This window comes from Sunxiuqinia sp. sy24 (assembly GCF_052677165.1).
In genome coordinates, this window is sequence record NZ_JBQYLH010000019.1 from 18,558 (window position 1) to 33,694 (window position 15,137).

Sequence of the window (15,137 nt, forward strand, 5' to 3'; positions counted from 1 at the left end):
AAATAGATTATGGCTCAGAAACCTTCGATTCCAAAAGGAACACGCGACTTTTCACCGGTAGAGATGGCTCGCCGGAATTATATTTTCGACACAGTTAAAGAAATTTTTCAACGTTACGGGTTTCAACCTATTGAAACACCGGCTATGGAGAACCTTTCTACTTTGATGGGAAAGTATGGTGAAGAAGGAGATAAGCTGCTTTTTAAAATACTGAATTCAGGCGATTTCATTTCCAAAGTCTCTGAAGATGAGTTGCAGGAGCGCAACAGCATCCGCCTGACTAATAAAATTTCGGAAAAAGGTTTGCGTTACGACTTAACGGTGCCCTTTGCCCGCTTTGTGGTGCAGCACCGTAACGAGATTTCTTTTCCCTTCAAACGTTACCAAATACAACCGGTATGGCGTGCCGACCGCCCTCAAAAAGGACGTTACCGCGAATTTTACCAATGCGATGTGGATATGATTGGAAGCACATCCTTGCTCAATGAGCTGGAGCTGGTCCAAATCATCAACGATGTGTTCACACAGTTGAAAATGAATACGGTGGTGAAAATCAACAACCGGAAAATTTTGGCCGGTATTGCTGAAATCATTGGTGAAGCCGATCGCATGATCGACATTACGGTTGCCATCGACAAACTCGACAAAATTGGTTTGGAGAAAGTCAACCTGGAGCTGTTGGATAAAGGCGTGTCGCAGGACGCGGTGGATAAACTGCAACCTATTCTGAGGCTGAGTGGAAGCAATGCCGAAAAGCTGGATCAGATTGAAGGGGTGATTGGAGCTTCAACGGTGGGTAAAAAAGGGGTGGATGAAATGCGAACCCTGTTTGGTTACTTGTCCGGATTTGAGTTGACTACCGAAGTTGAACTCGACCTGACCTTAGCCCGCGGATTGAACTATTACACCGGTGCTATTTTTGAGGTGAAGGCAAAGGATGTACAAATAGGCAGCATTTGTGGCGGTGGTCGCTACGATGACTTGACTGGGATATTTGGCATGCCCGATGTTTCGGGTGTCGGTATTTCGTTTGGCGCTGATCGTATTTACGATGTAATGAATCAATTGGAATTGTTTCCTGAAGATAGCATTGCTTCAACGAAAGTGTTGTTTGTTAATTTTGGTGAAAAGGAAGAAGCCTACTGTTTACCCATTTTAGCTCGTTTGCGCGCCAATAAGGTGAATGCAGAGATTTATCCGGAAGCCGCCAAAATGAAAAAGCAAATGACTTGGGCTGATCGTAAGCAGGTTGCTTTTGTCGTAATGGTTGGCGAAGAAGAAATTAAGCAGGGTAAACTGGCGCTGAAAAACATGAAGTCGGGCGATCAGCAATTGGTAAGCCCCGAAGAACTGATAAAAATCCTTTCGGAGTAGTTCGAATTTGACGTTCTTGCTTGTATGTGGACAAGAAGAACAATACTAATTGGGCGTGATGATCGGCCTGTAAAGGGAGTCGGTAGCGACACGCGTTGCCCGTGACTTGAACTCTTTCTTTTTAAATTGAACAACGAATTGTTGAATGATTAAAACAAAAAAAAGATGGAGTCAAATTGTCATTATATCACCCCAAATCCCTTAAATTTCCAGCTCATTGAAGAGATTCTGGAAGAAAAGAAAAAGCTGATTCTTTCGGATGAATCAGTTTCGTTAATTCAAAAATCAAAAGCTTTTTTGGATCAGAAGCTGGCTCAAAGCGAAGATCCGATCTATGGCATAAATACTGGTTTTGGAGCCTTGTGCGATATCAAGGTTTCTAAGGCCGAATTGAGCAAGCTGCAGGAAAACCTGGTGGTTTCACATGCCTGTAACATTGGAGCCGAAGTTCCGCAGGATGTTGTTCGCCTGATGTTGCTATTGAAAGCACATGCCCTAGCCAAGGGTAATTCAGCGGTGCAGCTCAAAACAGTACAACGCATTCTGGATCTTTTTAATAATGATATTTTGCCTGAGGTTTTCGAACAGGGGTCGCTTGGTGCCAGTGGTGATTTAGCTCCTTTGGCCATGTTGTTTTTGCCCTTATTGGGACTGGGAACGGTAAATTATCAAGCTAAGAAAGTAAAATCGGCTGAGGTGCTGAAAGAGAAAGGGTGGGAGCCCATCCGGCTGGAAGCTAAGGAAGGATTGGCCTTGCTAAACGGTACCCAGTTTATGAGTGCCCATGGGGTTTTTACTTTGCTGAAAGCTTTTAAAGTCGTAAAATATGCCGATGTGATTGGGGCCATTTCGCTCGATAGTTTTGATGGGCTGATTGAGCCGTTTATGGCTCAGGTGCAACAAATTCGTCCACATACCGGTCAGATCGATACGGCAGAGAATTTCCGGAAGTTGCTCGATGGTAGTGAGCTTATCAAGCGTAAAAAGGAACATGTGCAGGATCCGTATTCTTTTCGCTGTATTCCGCAAGTGCATGGGGCGGTAAAGGATGCCGTGGAATATGTATCATGTGTGGTGGAGATTGAGATCAACTCCGTAACCGATAATCCAACGGTATTTCCTGATGATGATTTGATCATTAGCGGAGGGAACTTTCATGGCGAACCGCTGGCACTGTCTCTCGACTTTTTAGCGATAGCCATGGCTGAACTGGGCAGCATTTCAGAGCGACGAACGTACCGGCTGATTTCCGGAGAGCGGGGCTTACCTGAATTTCTGGTGGCTGATCCGGGCTTAAACTCCGGATTTATGATTCCGCAATACGCGGCGGCTTCCATTGTCAGCCAGAATAAACAGCTGTGCACTCCAGCTTCGGTGGATTCAATTCCCTCGTCCAACGAACAAGAAGATCATGTGAGTATGGGCGGCAATGCAGCCACCAAGGTGCTGAAAGTAACCGACAATGTGCTGAAAGTATTGGCGATTGAATTATACAATGGAGCGCAGGCCATGGAATTTCGAAAGCCCCTGAAAACTTCCGACTATTTGACTGGTTTCTTGGAGGAGTATCGCCAATATGTGCCCTTCGTCAGCGAGGATACACTGATGTATGAAGGAATTAATGAAACAATTGCCTTTCTGGAGAAAGGAAAATTTGCATAAAAAAAGAGGCCGAAATTTCGGCCTTTTTTGTCTTTTATCGGTTTCCCTTGTGTTGTTTTTGTCGGTACTCTTTAAGCATGTGCGACCTGAAATCATTTTCCATGTCGTAAAACTTAACCACTTTTTTTGCCGGAAGAGCTTTGAAGAATTTATCGTTGTATTCTTTCATTAGGTCTGCTTCTTTTTGAAACAGACCGATAAAGTCGTTCGATATTTTTTTGAGTTCATTTTCGTTTAAGCCTTCCAATTCGTCCATGGTTTGTCGTTCCATATGCCTTCTTTGCATATGAATATCGAAACGTTTCTCTTCAAACTCGTTGTAAACTGGCCAGAATTTTTGCGCTTCATCCGGCGTTAACTCCAACTTGGTGGTCAGAAAAGCAATTTTCTCTGCCCTTATTTTTTGCATCCAGTCATCGTTACGCTTAATCTCCGGTTGTGCTGCTAAATAGCTTGTCGTTAGGAGTAGGACTCCCAAAAATAAAATAAGTTTTTTCATCTTATTCATGTTTTTACTTTCAATTGTTTAATGAAGCATAAATCTCCGTCTCGTTCATCTCTGCAGATAAATAATCCAATAATTCTTCTGCGTCGACGTCTTCCTCAACTACTTCATCATCACTAAATAAATCATAGATTGAATGTGTTGAGCTGGAAAAATAAGAAAATAGCAGTTCATCTTCTGATAAAGTCTTCGATTCTTCCATGGGCACATCCGATGTTTTTGCCAAATAAGAGGGCAGGAAAACACTCAGAGGATAATAAACCAGCATGAAAATTAAGGCAAAACTGGCGGCCATCGCTAATAGCGGTTTGAGCATCCGGATGAGTTTGCCTTGCGACGAAACTTCTTCTGTTTCCCCGTTAATTCTGGCTTCGATCCGATCTTCCAGCGAATCAAAATAACCTTCTGGCACCTTAAAAGGAGGTTTGGAGGGTTGATTTTTTAATTCAGTCCATATGTCTTTCTTTTCTTTCATCGTCGTTTTGACTCTTTGAGTTTGAAAAAGTTTAATGTTACTCGTAAGCTCTTTTTCTATTCTTCTGATTTTAAGTATTCTTCAACTTTCTTCACGGCATGGTGATAGGATGCTTTTAGTGCTCCGGCCGATGTTTCGAGTATCTTTTCCATGTCCTGATATTTGATGTTATCGTAGTAGCGCATGTTAAAAACTAGCCGTTGCTTGTCGGGTAAGCGGGCAATGGCTTTTTGTAATTTGTACTGAATATCATCACCATCGAAATAAGGATCGGTCTCCAGGTTTTCTAAAATGTAGGTGTTGGTTTCTTCGTGGCTTATAAAAGCCCGCTTCTTTTTTTGTAAGATAAAAGTCAGCGATTCGTTGGTCGCAATCCGAAACAGCCAGGTAAACAAACCGGATTCCTCTCGAAATCCGTCAATGTTTCGCCAAACTTTGACAAAGGTATTTTGCAAAACATCATCGGTATCATCATGGCTAAGCACAATCTTGCGGATATGCCAGTACAGGCGTTCCTTGTATTGGGATACCAACGCACGGAAAGCAGCTTGTTTGGTACTTTCGTTTTTTAGTTCAGCTATAATTTGCTGGTCGCTTTTCATGAATTTGCCGGATGATTTAGTATGATAGATTCGTTTTCTTCGTGAAAGTTTAATCGGGCTCCGCAATTTAGTAGAGCGTTTTTGTTTTTTGTTGGTGAAAAGCACTGTGTAATGAAAGGCGGACTAGTGATATAGTTGCTTTCATCTCGCTTATTCAGACTGCATTGTTAAATTATTATCCAAGGCAAAAATTGGATGTCCAAAAATAGTCAAAAAGGATTAACTTTGCCCCTCAATTTTTAAGAAGAGAAAGAATGGCTTTAAAGTGTGGTATTGTAGGACTTCCGAATGTGGGAAAGTCAACCTTGTTCAATTGTTTGTCAAATGCAAAAGCGCAATCGGCAAATTTTCCTTTTTGTACGATTGAACCCAATATTGGGGTGATCACGGTTCCGGACGATCGGCTGATTAAACTGGAGAAGTTGGTTAACCCAGAGCGTGTGTTGCCTACAACCGTTGAAATTGTTGATATTGCCGGTCTGGTTCGTGGCGCGAGCAAAGGCGAAGGATTGGGAAATAAGTTCCTTGGTAATATCCGCGAAACAGATGCCATTATTCATGTGTTGCGTTGTTTCGAAAATGAAAATATAACCCATGTTGATACAACGATTGACCCGGTTCGTGATAAAGAAACCATCGATATTGAGTTGCAGCTGAAAGATTTGGAAACGGTTGAAAGCCGCATTGCGAAAGTCGAAAAGCAGGCTCGTACCGGCAATGATCCGGAAGCCAAACGCATGTTTAAAGTACTATCAATATACAAGGAGGTTTTGCTTCAGGGAAAATCGGCGCGTACTGTTGAGTTGGATGAAAGTGATGCTAAGCTAGCTAAAGATCTCCAGTTGCTGACCAATAAGCCGGTTTTATATGTATGCAATGTGGATGAAGCGGCTGTTGTAGATGGAAATGCTCATGTGGAGGCTCTTAAAGAAGCCATAAAAGAAGAGCGGGCCGAGATGCTAATGATTGCTGCTGCTACGGAAGCTGATATTGCAGAATTGGAGGACTTCGACGAGCGTCAACTATTTTTGGAGGACTTGGGCTTGACAGAGTCCGGCGTGAATAAGCTGATTAAAACAGCGTATCAGTTACTTCAGTTAGAAACTTATTTTACCGCTGGAGTTAAAGAAGTTCGGGCATGGACCTATCATAGAGGATATAAAGCACCTCAGGCTGCTGGAGTTATTCACTCTGATTTTGAGAAAGGATTTATCCGGGCCGAAGTCATTAAATACAACGACTTTGTGACTTTAGGCTCAGAACAAGCTTGCAAGGAAGCAGGTAAAATGGCTGTCGAAGGAAAGGAGTATGTTGTTCAGGATGGCGACATCATGCATTTCCGTTTTAATGTGTAAATACATTTTTAGAATATTATAAGGGACTTAGGTCCCTTTTTTATTTACTCGACCTGATGGAGTGGGGGTTTGCTTTGGATTTAGAATTGAACTAAATAAGCTCAAACAGCGAACGTCAGCTGATGTTATAAAATATATTACAATTTTGTTGGAGAATATTTTTTTATTTTCGACATCGAATCAAAAACGAATAAGATTTAGATTATGAACCATGGAACTGTAGAAAGTATGCCCTTATGGTTATCCTTACCGTTTGTGGCTATGTTGCTCTTTATTGCAATAGGTCCTTTATTTTTCCATCACTGGTGGGAGGAAAATATAAATAAGTTAAAAGTGTCATTGATTTTGGGAGTACCATTGGCAATCGTTTTGATTGTTAAAGGCCTGCATCATGAGCTTATCCACCAAATGCTTTTTGATTATGTCCCTTTCATTATTTTATTGGGAGCACTGTTTGTGATTACCGGAGGTATTCACTTGAAAGGTGATATCGAAGCCAAGCCGGCAGTCAATACTCTTTTTCTGGCTATCGGAGGTTTACTTGCTTCATTTATGGGAACTACCGGAGCAGCGATGTTGTTGATTCGTCCGGTGATTAAAACCAACTCGGAGCGTAAGTTTAAAGTACACACCATTCTCTTTTTTATTGCTATTGTGGCTAATGCTGGTGGAATGTTGACTCCGCTGGGAGATCCACCCTTGTTCTTGCTGTATTTAAGAGGTGCGCCCTTCTCCTGGTTTTTTGGCTTAGTTGGCCCTTGGCTTTTTGCCAATATTCTACTGTTGCTGATTTATTTCATCTTCGATACGTATTACCATAAAAAAGAGTCTCCAGCATCCATTGCTGAGGATCGTTCGCATGTGGAGCCTATCAAACTGAAAGGGAACCTAAACTTTGTCTTTTTGATTGGTGTCGTGTTGGCTGTTGCTTTTTTGAATCAGCAATACATTCATGCTATTCATGAAAATCATTACCTGGGTTTTATTCGTGAAGGTGTGATTTTACTGATGGCCATTTTATCTTTGGTATTCACCAACAGCAAAATGCGCTACCAAGAGAATAGATTTACCTGGGCACCAATTATAGAGGTTGCCTATCTATTCCTGGGGATTTTTATTACGATGGTTCCGGCTTTGCTTTACTTAAAAGAAAATGCCCATTCATTTGGTCTGTCGACCCCCATGCATTTTTACTATGCCACCGGAACCCTAAGTTCTTTCCTGGACAATGCGCCAACTGCTGTGTCTTTTCATAATTTAGCCCTGGGGATGGTTGATCAGTTTGGTGGTGCAAAACTGGTTGCTCACATTCCTGAAGTGCTGTTGAAAGCCATCAGTCTGGGTGCTGTGTTTTTTGGAGCCATGACCTATATTGGTAACGGACCAAACTTTATGGTGAAGGCGATTGCCGAAGAGAATAAAATTGATATGCCAAGTTTCTTTGGCTATATCTTTAAATTCTCAATCATTATTTTATTGCCAGTTTACATTGTAACGCAGTGGATCTTCTTGTAGAAAACGAAATACATTTTAAAATAAAAGAGCAGTTCATGTATGAGCTGCTCTTTTTTTTGTTCCTACGTTGCATTGTTTATTGGATCAGGGATTGGTGTTGCTCTTATTGGGGGTGGGTGGCGTTTTTCGTGATAAAATAGGGTTAAGCCTATGTGTTTTTAGTTGCTGTGTTTTGCTTTTTGCTCTTAGTTATAAATTTAGCCTTCTGCTTTTCGGGGGGGGGCTTATTAATTCGTGTTTTCAAATTGAGTGAAAAAAGCCTGTAATGTGATATTTGTGACATTAAAAGCTATTGTTTTTGTGTTAAAACGTCAATTTGTGGTTTTAAATAAGAACAAAATGATTAGTTTTGAGTTCTTGTAATATCAAATTGATAACTCATTTTTTAAATTACTGGCAATATGTGTGGAATAGTAGGTGTATTTGATTTGAAAACAGATGCTCAGGAATTGAGACCTCAGGTCTTGGAGCAATCAAAAAAGCTAAGGCATCGAGGACCAGACTGGTCTGGCATTTATTGTGGGCAAAAAGCGATTATTGCCCATGAGCGTTTATCTATTGTTGATCCCGAGTCAGGAGGTCAGCCTTTGTATAGTGACGATCGGAAACTTATCCTTGGGGTGAATGGTGAAATTTACAATCATCGCGAAATTCGTGAGCAAACCAAAGATTCTTATGCGTATCAGACTGGGTCAGACTGCGAGGTTATTTTGGCTTTGTATAAGGAAAAAGGGGTTGACTTTCTGGATGATTTGAATGGTATTTTTGCCTTTGCCTTATACGATGAAGAAAATGATGCGTACCTGATAGGGCGCGATCATATCGGTATTATTCCGCTCTACATGGGCTGGGATAAATCGGGGAACTTTTATGTCGGTTCGGAACTGAAATCGTTAGAGGGCGTTTGTACTAAAATTCAGGAATTTCCGCCGGCTAGTTATTTGTATAGCAAAGATGGTGAAATCAAACGCTGGTGGACCCGCGACTGGACGGATTTCGAGAATGTTAAGGCTAACGAAGCCAGTATTCCAGCCTTGAAAAAGGCAATGGAAGAAGCTGTGCATCGGCAGCTGATGTCTGATGTGCCGTATGGGGTGTTGCTTTCAGGAGGGCTCGATTCTTCCGTGACCTCAGCTTTGGCGAAGAAATTTTCAGCTAAACGTATTGAGGAAGGGGATCAGAAAGATGCCTGGTGGCCGCAGTTGCACTCTTTTGTTATTGGGCTGGATGGTTCGCCCGACCTGGAAGCTGCCCGTAAAGTGGCTGATCATATCGGAACGATTCACCATGAAATTCATTATACCATCCAGGAAGGCCTGGACGCTATCAGAGATGTCATCTACCACATCGAAACGTATGATGTGACGACTATCCGGGCATCGACTCCGATGTATATGCTGGCACGGGTTATTAAATCGATGGGGATTAAAATGGTGCTGACCGGTGAAGGGGCAGACGAGATTTTTGGTGGCTACCTGTATTTTCACAAGGCACCTAACGCCAAGGAATTTCATGAAGAAACGTTGCGTAAGCTGAATAAGCTTAACCTTTACGATTGTTTGCGGGCCAATAAGTCATTGGCGGCCTGGGGTGTTGAGGGGCGTGTTCCTTTTCTGGATAAAGAATTTATCGATGTTGCTATGCGCTTAAATCCTGAAGCGAAAATGGCCGGAAGTGGCCGCATGGAAAAATGGGTGGTCCGCAAAGCCTTTGAAGACCTGTTGCCTGAAAGTGTGACTTGGCGACAGAAAGAACAGTTCTCCGATGGTGTGGGTTATGGCTGGATTGACACCCTAAAAGAAATTGCGAAAGAGCAGGTTTCGGACGAGAAGATGACCAATGCCAGCTTCCGTTTTCCAATAAATACCCCACGATCGAAAGAAGAATATTTGTACCGCAGTATCTTTGAAGAGCATTTTCCATCCGATGCAGCAGCTTCCTGCGTGCCTTCCGTGCCTTCGATTGCTTGCAGTACCGCCGAAGCCCTCGCCTGGGATGTCTCGTTTCAAAACAACGCAGACCCATCGGGGCGTTCTGTTAGCGGTGTTCATGAACAAGCCGTTATTTTTGAAAAATAGTTTGGGGAGAAACTTAAATGGAACTATCGCATTGCGGTTGAGACAATGCACATTTTGCCAAAAATGAGTGAAAGTCGGTGTCTGAGGGCACTGGCTTTTTCGTGTTTTAATTTTTGCAGTGCCTGGCCTTTTTGTTTATACGCAGAAAGGCCGCTGGTTAGACGGCCTTTCATTCATGAGTAACAAATATGAAGATTGCTCTTCAGATTTTATCATGCTAATTAAAGCAATGTTTTTATTAATTGGTACCTCTAAAACTAAAAAAGGATCAAAAAGTAATGTGAACTTATCTTTCAATTCAGATTAGTCTGCAAAGTCTGCACAGATGGTTACAAAATTCTCAATGAGCTTTGGGTTCAGGTATTCCGGGTGGAACTGAAAAGTATACAGGGGCTTTTTAGTATGCTTCATGGCTTGGTTGTAACAGGCCGATGACTGGGCTAAATGAATAAAATTGTGGGGCAAACTGATGGAGTCATTATGCATTTGCCGAGCGATGAACGTTTTTGGGAAATCTTTAAAAATAGGATCGTCCTGAACAATTTCTACGGAACAATCGCCTGATTCCGGTTCAAGGCTGCGAAGGTACTCCGCGCCATACATGGCTCCGGTGATGTGGTGGCCAGCGCAAATGCCCATAATTGGTTTTGGAAAGGATTTGATCCACTGAAAATAGGGCTGATGGTGTTCCACGATGTCATCGCCTTGAGGCGAGCCTGAAATCAGGATGCCTCTGTAGTTTGACCAATCGGTGTTGAGGCAGGATCGGTAGTTTTTCAGGTCATAAGTCACCTCCTTTTTTTGAAGGATCTTAGCAATGTTTTCAGCAAATTCTGTAACTGCGGGTTCGGCGCTATTGAGGATTAATAATCGCATATGTTTTTTTTATTTTCGAAGATAAAAGAATCTCCTGCAATCAGAAAAGATGAAGAGGAAAAGCTGAATGATATTTGGTTGGGGCTTGAATTATTTAATTATTTTTGAGCCAATCGAAATTATTCTCTCTAATGATATTAATGGTTATTCACGACAGACTACGGTCCAGTTTATCTTTCCCTTGTCGAGCAAAGGAGGACTTTTCATAATGGCGGCTTATTGGGGCGAAATTGCCGCTTTGTTAACGGCTGTGTTTTGGACCGTTACCAGTATGGCTTTTGAGTCAGCAGGTAAAAAAGTGGGGTCGCTGGCTGTTAATCTGATTCGTTTGGTTATCGCGTTTTTTATTTATTCTCTTTATACGCAGCTCTCACGCGGCATGTGGTTCCCGTTCGATGCAACCTTATACCAGTGGGGCTGGTTGGCCTTGTCTGGCTTAATTGGTTTTGTTATTGGAGATTTACTTTTATTTCAGGCTTTTGTTGTTGTTGGTGCCCGCATCTCCATGCTAATCATGGCAATGACACCACCGTTCACAGCTTTCATTTCTTATTTCATGCTGGATGAAGTCTTGTCGCCCATGAATTGGGTAGGCATGGGCATTACCCTCTGGGGAATCAGTATGGTTATTTTGAAGCGGGAAAACAGTACATTGAACGGGGGGCAGAAAATTCGAAAGCGTTTAACTTCAGCATACAGTGTGCCCGGTATTCTGCTTGCACTGGGTGGAGCGCTCGGACAGGCAACTGGTCTGGTATTGAGTAAAAAAGGGATGGGAGATTACGACGCTTTTGCGGCCTCGCAAATTCGGGTAATGACCGGAATCGTAGGGTTTGCGGTGCTGTTTGTTTTTATGAAGCGCTACCAGCGGGTGTGGGCTGCCTTGAAAAACACCTCGGCGATGAAGCGCATTACGCTTGGCTCCTTTTTTGGTCCTTTCTTAGGCGTCTCCTTTTCACTTCTTGCCGTTCAACATACCAAGGCCGGTATTGCCGCTACGATTATGGCCATTGTTCCGGTGTTGATCATTCCACCTGCTATCCTTATTTTCAAGGAAAAGGTCAATTGGAAAGAAATTGTCGGAGCCGTCATTACGGTGCTGGGTGTGGCTGTCTTTTTTATCTGATTTTTTATTCTACGCCTTTATTTTCCTCTTCAAACTGATGCAATAATTGCGCGTATTTTCCACCTTGCTTTTGTAGTTCGTCGTGGTTCCCGCGTTCAATAATCCGACCGTCTTCCAAAACGAGAATTAAGTCTGAATTTTTGATCGTACTGAGTCGGTGAGCCACCGCGATAACGGTTTTCAGCGAGAAGATATTGGCAATGGCTTGCTGGATGTATTGTTCGGTCAGCGAGTCTACCGCACTGGTTGCTTCATCCAGAATGATTAGTTCGCTGTTGCTGCAAATGGCACGCGCAAACGAAATCAGCTGGGCCTGTCCTTTCGAAAGGTTGTCACCATTATCTTGAATAACAAAATTGTATCCGCCAGGCAGTTGGTGAATGAAATGGTTGGCAAAAACGAAGGAGGCAGCCTGTTTTACGTCGCTTTGGGAAATGGACTCGCGGCCTAGCGATATGTTGAATTCAATAGTATTGTTGAACATGAAAATATCTTGCTGCATGACCGATATTGTTTCCCGAATCTGAGCCAGTGGCAGGTCGGTCAATTCAATCCCGTTGATTCTGATTGAGCCTCGATAGCCGGTGTAGGTTTTTGCCAGCAGTTTGATGATGGTTGATTTTCCGGACCCCGTTGTTCCGACCAAGGCCAGGCGGTCGCCTTTTCGAAGTTTGAAGGAGATGTTTTTCAAAACATCGGGCGTATCTTCAGAATATCGGAAGGAGACCTTGTTAAATTCAATTTCGTGGAGTGGCAGGGCCTGAGGTTTTGCCTTTGTACGATCTTCTGTGGGATCTTCTACTTGCTGCTCAAACAGTTCGTTGATGTGTTCCAGGGCTGACAAGGCCCGCTGGATGGTCGAAATCTGCTGGGCAAACTGCTTAACTGGAACAAAAAGACGTTCGAGGGTGGTTACAAATACAATAAGCACACCCATGGTGAAGCCGTAATCCCAAATTTGAACGGCACCATACCAAATAACCAAAGCCGTGGCAACGGAAGTGATACCTTCAACCAGCGAGTACAGGGCTGAATCGTATACGTTCGACTTGTTTTGGGCGTCGCAATATTGCTTGTTCAACGCATCGTATTTCTCCCATGCTTCATTTTCAGCCGCATAAAGTTGAATGGTTTTCATTCCGTTTAGGGCTTCCTGCAGGTAGGCAGCTGACTTGGCCAGACTGGTGCGTGAGTTGTTGTAAGCTGCTCTTATCTTTTTTCGAAGATAACGCATCACCAGAATAATAAGAGGCACGACTAGTAGTAAAACCAAGGTGAGTCGCCAGTTGAGGAAAAAGAGGTAGCCAACCAAGGCTAGGGTTTTGATGCTGTCGGCCAGTAAACCCAGTATGCCAGTGGCAAACGATTCTGAAATGGATTCCATGTCGCTGGTTAGTCGCGACAAGGTGACTCCAATTGGCTTTTTATCGAAATAGCTTAGCGGGAAGCGCAAGGATTTTCCAAACAGTTTTTTGCGTACATCGACAATGGCCAGCCCACCTGATTTTGAAAACGAATAGCTGTAAATGCCATCAAATAGTAAGTTGACAATGAGAACAACAGCAAGAAGAATAACCTGTAATAGCAGGCCTTCTACATTTCCCGGGACAATGTAGTTGTCCACAATATTTTCGACCAGCCATAAAAAAAGGATGCCGGCTGTGGTTGTAATCGGAATAGAGGCGATACTGAGATAAAGCCACTTTTTATGTGGAACAAAATAGCGGGCAAACCGCCGAAGCAGTTGCCAGTCTTTTGTTTTGAGAATTTTTTGGCTTGCGTTTATCATTGCACTTGTGTTGACGTGTTCAATTAGTTTTCTTGTTGTAAGGTCAATATTTCCCGATAAAAGTCTGATTGGCTCAGGAGTTCCTGATGACTTCCCTTGGCAGCCATTCGCCCATCTTCGAGTACCAGAGTGAAATCCGTTTTTTCCAGCACACTGATCCGGTTTGAGATGACGAGCAGGCTTTTTGCCGCTCGCTGATCAAAGATTTGTTTGATTAGGAAGCGTTCCGTATCGGTGTCTACGGCCGAAAAAACATCGTCCAGGATAAGCAGGTCGCAAGGGGTGTAAAGTGCTCGTGCCAGGCTGATACGTTGTTTTTGTCCTCCGGAAAGCATAATGCCTTTTTCGCCCACCAGTGTTTTTTCCTGATGTGTAAAACGAGTCAGTTCATCGGCAAATGCACTTTTATAAATGACCTCTTCGAAATTATTTCGCTTTGTAGCTTTCGTTGATCCGAAGGTAATGTTGTTTTCAATGCTATCAGAAAAAAGAAAAACCTCTTGGCTAACGGTGCGTACCGCAGAACGGATTGTTGCGCTCTTTAGCTCGGCAGCATCTTGCTCACCAAAAAAGATCATGTCTTTTTCGGGGCGTAAATAGCCATTCAAACAGTTGATCAATGTTGTTTTGCCGGAGCCTACCTGGCCGGTGATGCCAACGACCTGTCCGGGGTTGATGGAAAAGGAGATGTCTTGCAAGGCCGGTCGGTCGCCATTGTGATAGGTGAAACTTAAGTTTTTGACTTCGATACCCGATTGGAAAAGCTGCTTTTTCTCTTGCTGCTGAAGTAGCTGCCGATGTTCGTCCGGTCCTTGGCGATCCATAATAGTTTGCAGGCTGCTTATGCCCACAAAACCTTGCTGGAAAATGGTGAGTACCCAGCCCAGTCCCATGATGGGGTGACTCAATAGGGCGGCATAAGCGATGTATGCAGTTAGTTCTCCAATGGTGAACTTTCCGTTTATAACGTACATTCCGCCAACAAGCAGCACCACAATCTTGAGGATTTGTCCGAGGTTGGCGAGCATGGGCATAATGAACGATCGGATCCAGGTTATTTTCATGGTCGCCTCAAACAGGGAAATGTTTTCCTTTTGAACTTCCTGTTCGGCGTAATCATAAATATTGTAGCTTTTGATGACACTATTCCCCGACAGAAAAGAAATGGTTTTTCCGGAGAGCTTCTGAAGAATATTCATTTGCCGACGTGTATTTTTCACCATTACAGCCATCCCAATGCGCACCACCACAAAGATGACCACCATCGGAATAAAGCAGTACAGTGTTAGGGCGGGAGAGAGGTGCCACATCTTATAGGGTGTTAGCGATAGGGAAAACAAGATGTTGCCAATCTGTAGAAAGCCAAATCCGGTGATCAGTCGCACTCCGTTAATATCATTGTTGATGCGGGAGATGATGGTCCCGGTGGAATTTTCATCGTAATAATCCTTACCAAAGGAGGATAGCTTTTTGAAGAGTTCGCCTTTCAGTTGTTTTTCGACGAGCCGGGCTGGAATGAAAATCAAGATTCGCGAGAGGGAACGCACTACGATTAAGGTTGCAGCCAGACCAACAATGATCAATACATTGTTGGTAAAATCTGATTCGTTGCCCAAACGCCCCAGAGCGATGAGGTCGATGGCGCGTTGTATATATTCGGGAATGGAAACCGATACCCAGACGGTAAGGGCCAGAAAGAGAATTCCTCCGGTGTACCACCAACGGTATTGATGCATGTAGTTGAGTAAGAACTTCAGTTTTGAAAACATGGTTCGTTTAT

12 protein-coding genes are annotated in these 15,137 nt (G+C 43.3%); 6 read left to right on the forward strand and 6 right to left on the reverse strand.

Going from position 1 to position 15,137, the window contains the following annotated elements; all coding sequences use genetic code 11:
- The first annotated feature begins 9 nt into the window (after positions 1 to 9).
- Complete coding sequence (gene hisS, locus ACUNWA_RS15665) at positions 10 to 1,374, forward strand: histidine--tRNA ligase (protein WP_445592866.1); 1,365 nt, start codon at positions 10 to 12, stop codon at positions 1,372 to 1,374.
- A gap of 165 nt (positions 1,375 to 1,539) precedes the next feature.
- Positions 1,540 to 3,036: a histidine ammonia-lyase gene (gene hutH, locus ACUNWA_RS15670; protein WP_445592867.1), complete on the forward strand. Its 1,497-nt coding sequence runs from the start codon at positions 1,540 to 1,542 to the stop codon at positions 3,034 to 3,036.
- Positions 3,037 to 3,070: 34 nt separating this feature from the next.
- Here the strand turns inward: hutH and ACUNWA_RS15675 are convergent, their stop codons facing one another.
- From ACUNWA_RS15675 to ACUNWA_RS15685, 3 genes are read right to left on the reverse strand one after another with little or no spacing between them, the layout of a single operon-like run.
- Positions 3,071 to 3,535, reverse strand: a complete 465-nt coding sequence (locus tag ACUNWA_RS15675) for a hypothetical protein (RefSeq protein ID WP_445592868.1) — start codon at positions 3,533 to 3,535, stop codon at positions 3,071 to 3,073.
- Positions 3,536 to 3,554: 19 nt separating this feature from the next.
- The gene (locus ACUNWA_RS15680) at positions 3,555 to 4,016 is read right to left on the reverse strand and encodes a hypothetical protein (RefSeq protein WP_445592869.1); all 462 of its coding nucleotides are present in this window, start codon (positions 4,014 to 4,016) and stop codon (positions 3,555 to 3,557) included.
- A 56-nt stretch (positions 4,017 to 4,072) separates the two neighbouring features.
- The gene (locus ACUNWA_RS15685; protein WP_445592870.1) at positions 4,073 to 4,618 is read right to left on the reverse strand and encodes an RNA polymerase sigma factor; all 546 of its coding nucleotides are present in this window, start codon (positions 4,616 to 4,618) and stop codon (positions 4,073 to 4,075) included.
- 254 nt (positions 4,619 to 4,872) lie between these two features.
- Between ACUNWA_RS15685 and ychF the strand changes: the two genes are divergently transcribed.
- From ychF to asnB, 3 genes are all read left to right on the forward strand, one after another.
- The gene (gene ychF / locus ACUNWA_RS15690) at positions 4,873 to 5,973 is read left to right on the forward strand and encodes a redox-regulated ATPase YchF (RefSeq protein WP_445592871.1); all 1,101 of its coding nucleotides are present in this window, start codon (positions 4,873 to 4,875) and stop codon (positions 5,971 to 5,973) included.
- A 204-nt stretch (positions 5,974 to 6,177) separates the two neighbouring features.
- A complete protein-coding gene (locus ACUNWA_RS15695) occupies positions 6,178 to 7,488 on the forward strand; it encodes a sodium:proton antiporter (RefSeq protein ID WP_445592872.1) in 1,311 nt (436 codons plus the stop codon).
- A gap of 401 nt (positions 7,489 to 7,889) precedes the next feature.
- Positions 7,890 to 9,566 (forward strand): asparagine synthase B, encoded by a 1,677-nt coding sequence (gene asnB, locus ACUNWA_RS15700; RefSeq protein ID WP_445592873.1) that lies wholly within the window; start codon positions 7,890 to 7,892, stop codon positions 9,564 to 9,566.
- Between the two features lie 303 nt (positions 9,567 to 9,869).
- Here asnB and ACUNWA_RS15705 read toward each other — a convergent pair whose 3' ends face one another.
- Positions 9,870 to 10,442 (reverse strand): type 1 glutamine amidotransferase, encoded by a 573-nt coding sequence (locus tag ACUNWA_RS15705; RefSeq protein ID WP_445592874.1) that lies wholly within the window; start codon positions 10,440 to 10,442, stop codon positions 9,870 to 9,872.
- 67 nt (positions 10,443 to 10,509) lie between these two features.
- Here ACUNWA_RS15705 and ACUNWA_RS15710 point away from each other — a divergent pair, with 67 nt between their 5' ends.
- The gene (locus ACUNWA_RS15710; protein WP_445592875.1) at positions 10,510 to 11,568 is read left to right on the forward strand and encodes a DMT family transporter; all 1,059 of its coding nucleotides are present in this window, start codon (positions 10,510 to 10,512) and stop codon (positions 11,566 to 11,568) included.
- A 4-nt stretch (positions 11,569 to 11,572) separates the two neighbouring features.
- On the opposite strand, the gene ACUNWA_RS15715 is transcribed toward ACUNWA_RS15710, so the two are convergent.
- Both ACUNWA_RS15715 and ACUNWA_RS15720 read right to left on the reverse strand, forming a co-directional pair.
- Complete coding sequence (locus tag ACUNWA_RS15715) at positions 11,573 to 13,357, reverse strand: ABC transporter ATP-binding protein (protein WP_445592876.1); 1,785 nt, start codon at positions 13,355 to 13,357, stop codon at positions 11,573 to 11,575.
- Positions 13,358 to 13,380: 23 nt separating this feature from the next.
- Entirely contained in the window at positions 13,381 to 15,126 is a 1,746-nt protein-coding gene (locus ACUNWA_RS15720; RefSeq protein ID WP_445592877.1) for an ABC transporter ATP-binding protein, read from the reverse strand.
- Positions 15,127 to 15,137: the final 11 nt, after the last annotated feature.

Bases quoted from the DNA above. Each gene is read 5' to 3' on its own strand.
- hisS (WP_445592866.1), top strand. From the start codon at position 10: ATGGCTCAGAAACCTTCGATTCCAAAAGGAACACGCGACTTTTCACCG.
- hutH (WP_445592867.1), top strand. From the start codon at position 1,540: ATGGAGTCAAATTGTCATTATATCACCCCAAATCCCTTAAATTTCCAG.
- ACUNWA_RS15675 (WP_445592868.1), bottom strand. From the start codon at position 3,535: ATGAAAAAACTTATTTTATTTTTGGGAGTCCTACTCCTAACGACAAGC.
- ACUNWA_RS15680 (WP_445592869.1), bottom strand. From the start codon at position 4,016: ATGAAAGAAAAGAAAGACATATGGACTGAATTAAAAAATCAACCCTCC.
- ACUNWA_RS15685 (WP_445592870.1), bottom strand. From the start codon at position 4,618: ATGAAAAGCGACCAGCAAATTATAGCTGAACTAAAAAACGAAAGTACC.
- ychF (WP_445592871.1), top strand. From the start codon at position 4,873: ATGGCTTTAAAGTGTGGTATTGTAGGACTTCCGAATGTGGGAAAGTCA.
- ACUNWA_RS15695 (WP_445592872.1), top strand. From the start codon at position 6,178: ATGAACCATGGAACTGTAGAAAGTATGCCCTTATGGTTATCCTTACCG.
- asnB (WP_445592873.1), top strand. From the start codon at position 7,890: ATGTGTGGAATAGTAGGTGTATTTGATTTGAAAACAGATGCTCAGGAA.
- ACUNWA_RS15705 (WP_445592874.1), bottom strand. From the start codon at position 10,442: ATGCGATTATTAATCCTCAATAGCGCCGAACCCGCAGTTACAGAATTT.
- ACUNWA_RS15710 (WP_445592875.1), top strand. From the start codon at position 10,510: ATGATATTTGGTTGGGGCTTGAATTATTTAATTATTTTTGAGCCAATC.
- ACUNWA_RS15715 (WP_445592876.1), bottom strand. From the start codon at position 13,357: ATGATAAACGCAAGCCAAAAAATTCTCAAAACAAAAGACTGGCAACTG.
- ACUNWA_RS15720 (WP_445592877.1), bottom strand. From the start codon at position 15,126: ATGTTTTCAAAACTGAAGTTCTTACTCAACTACATGCATCAATACCGT.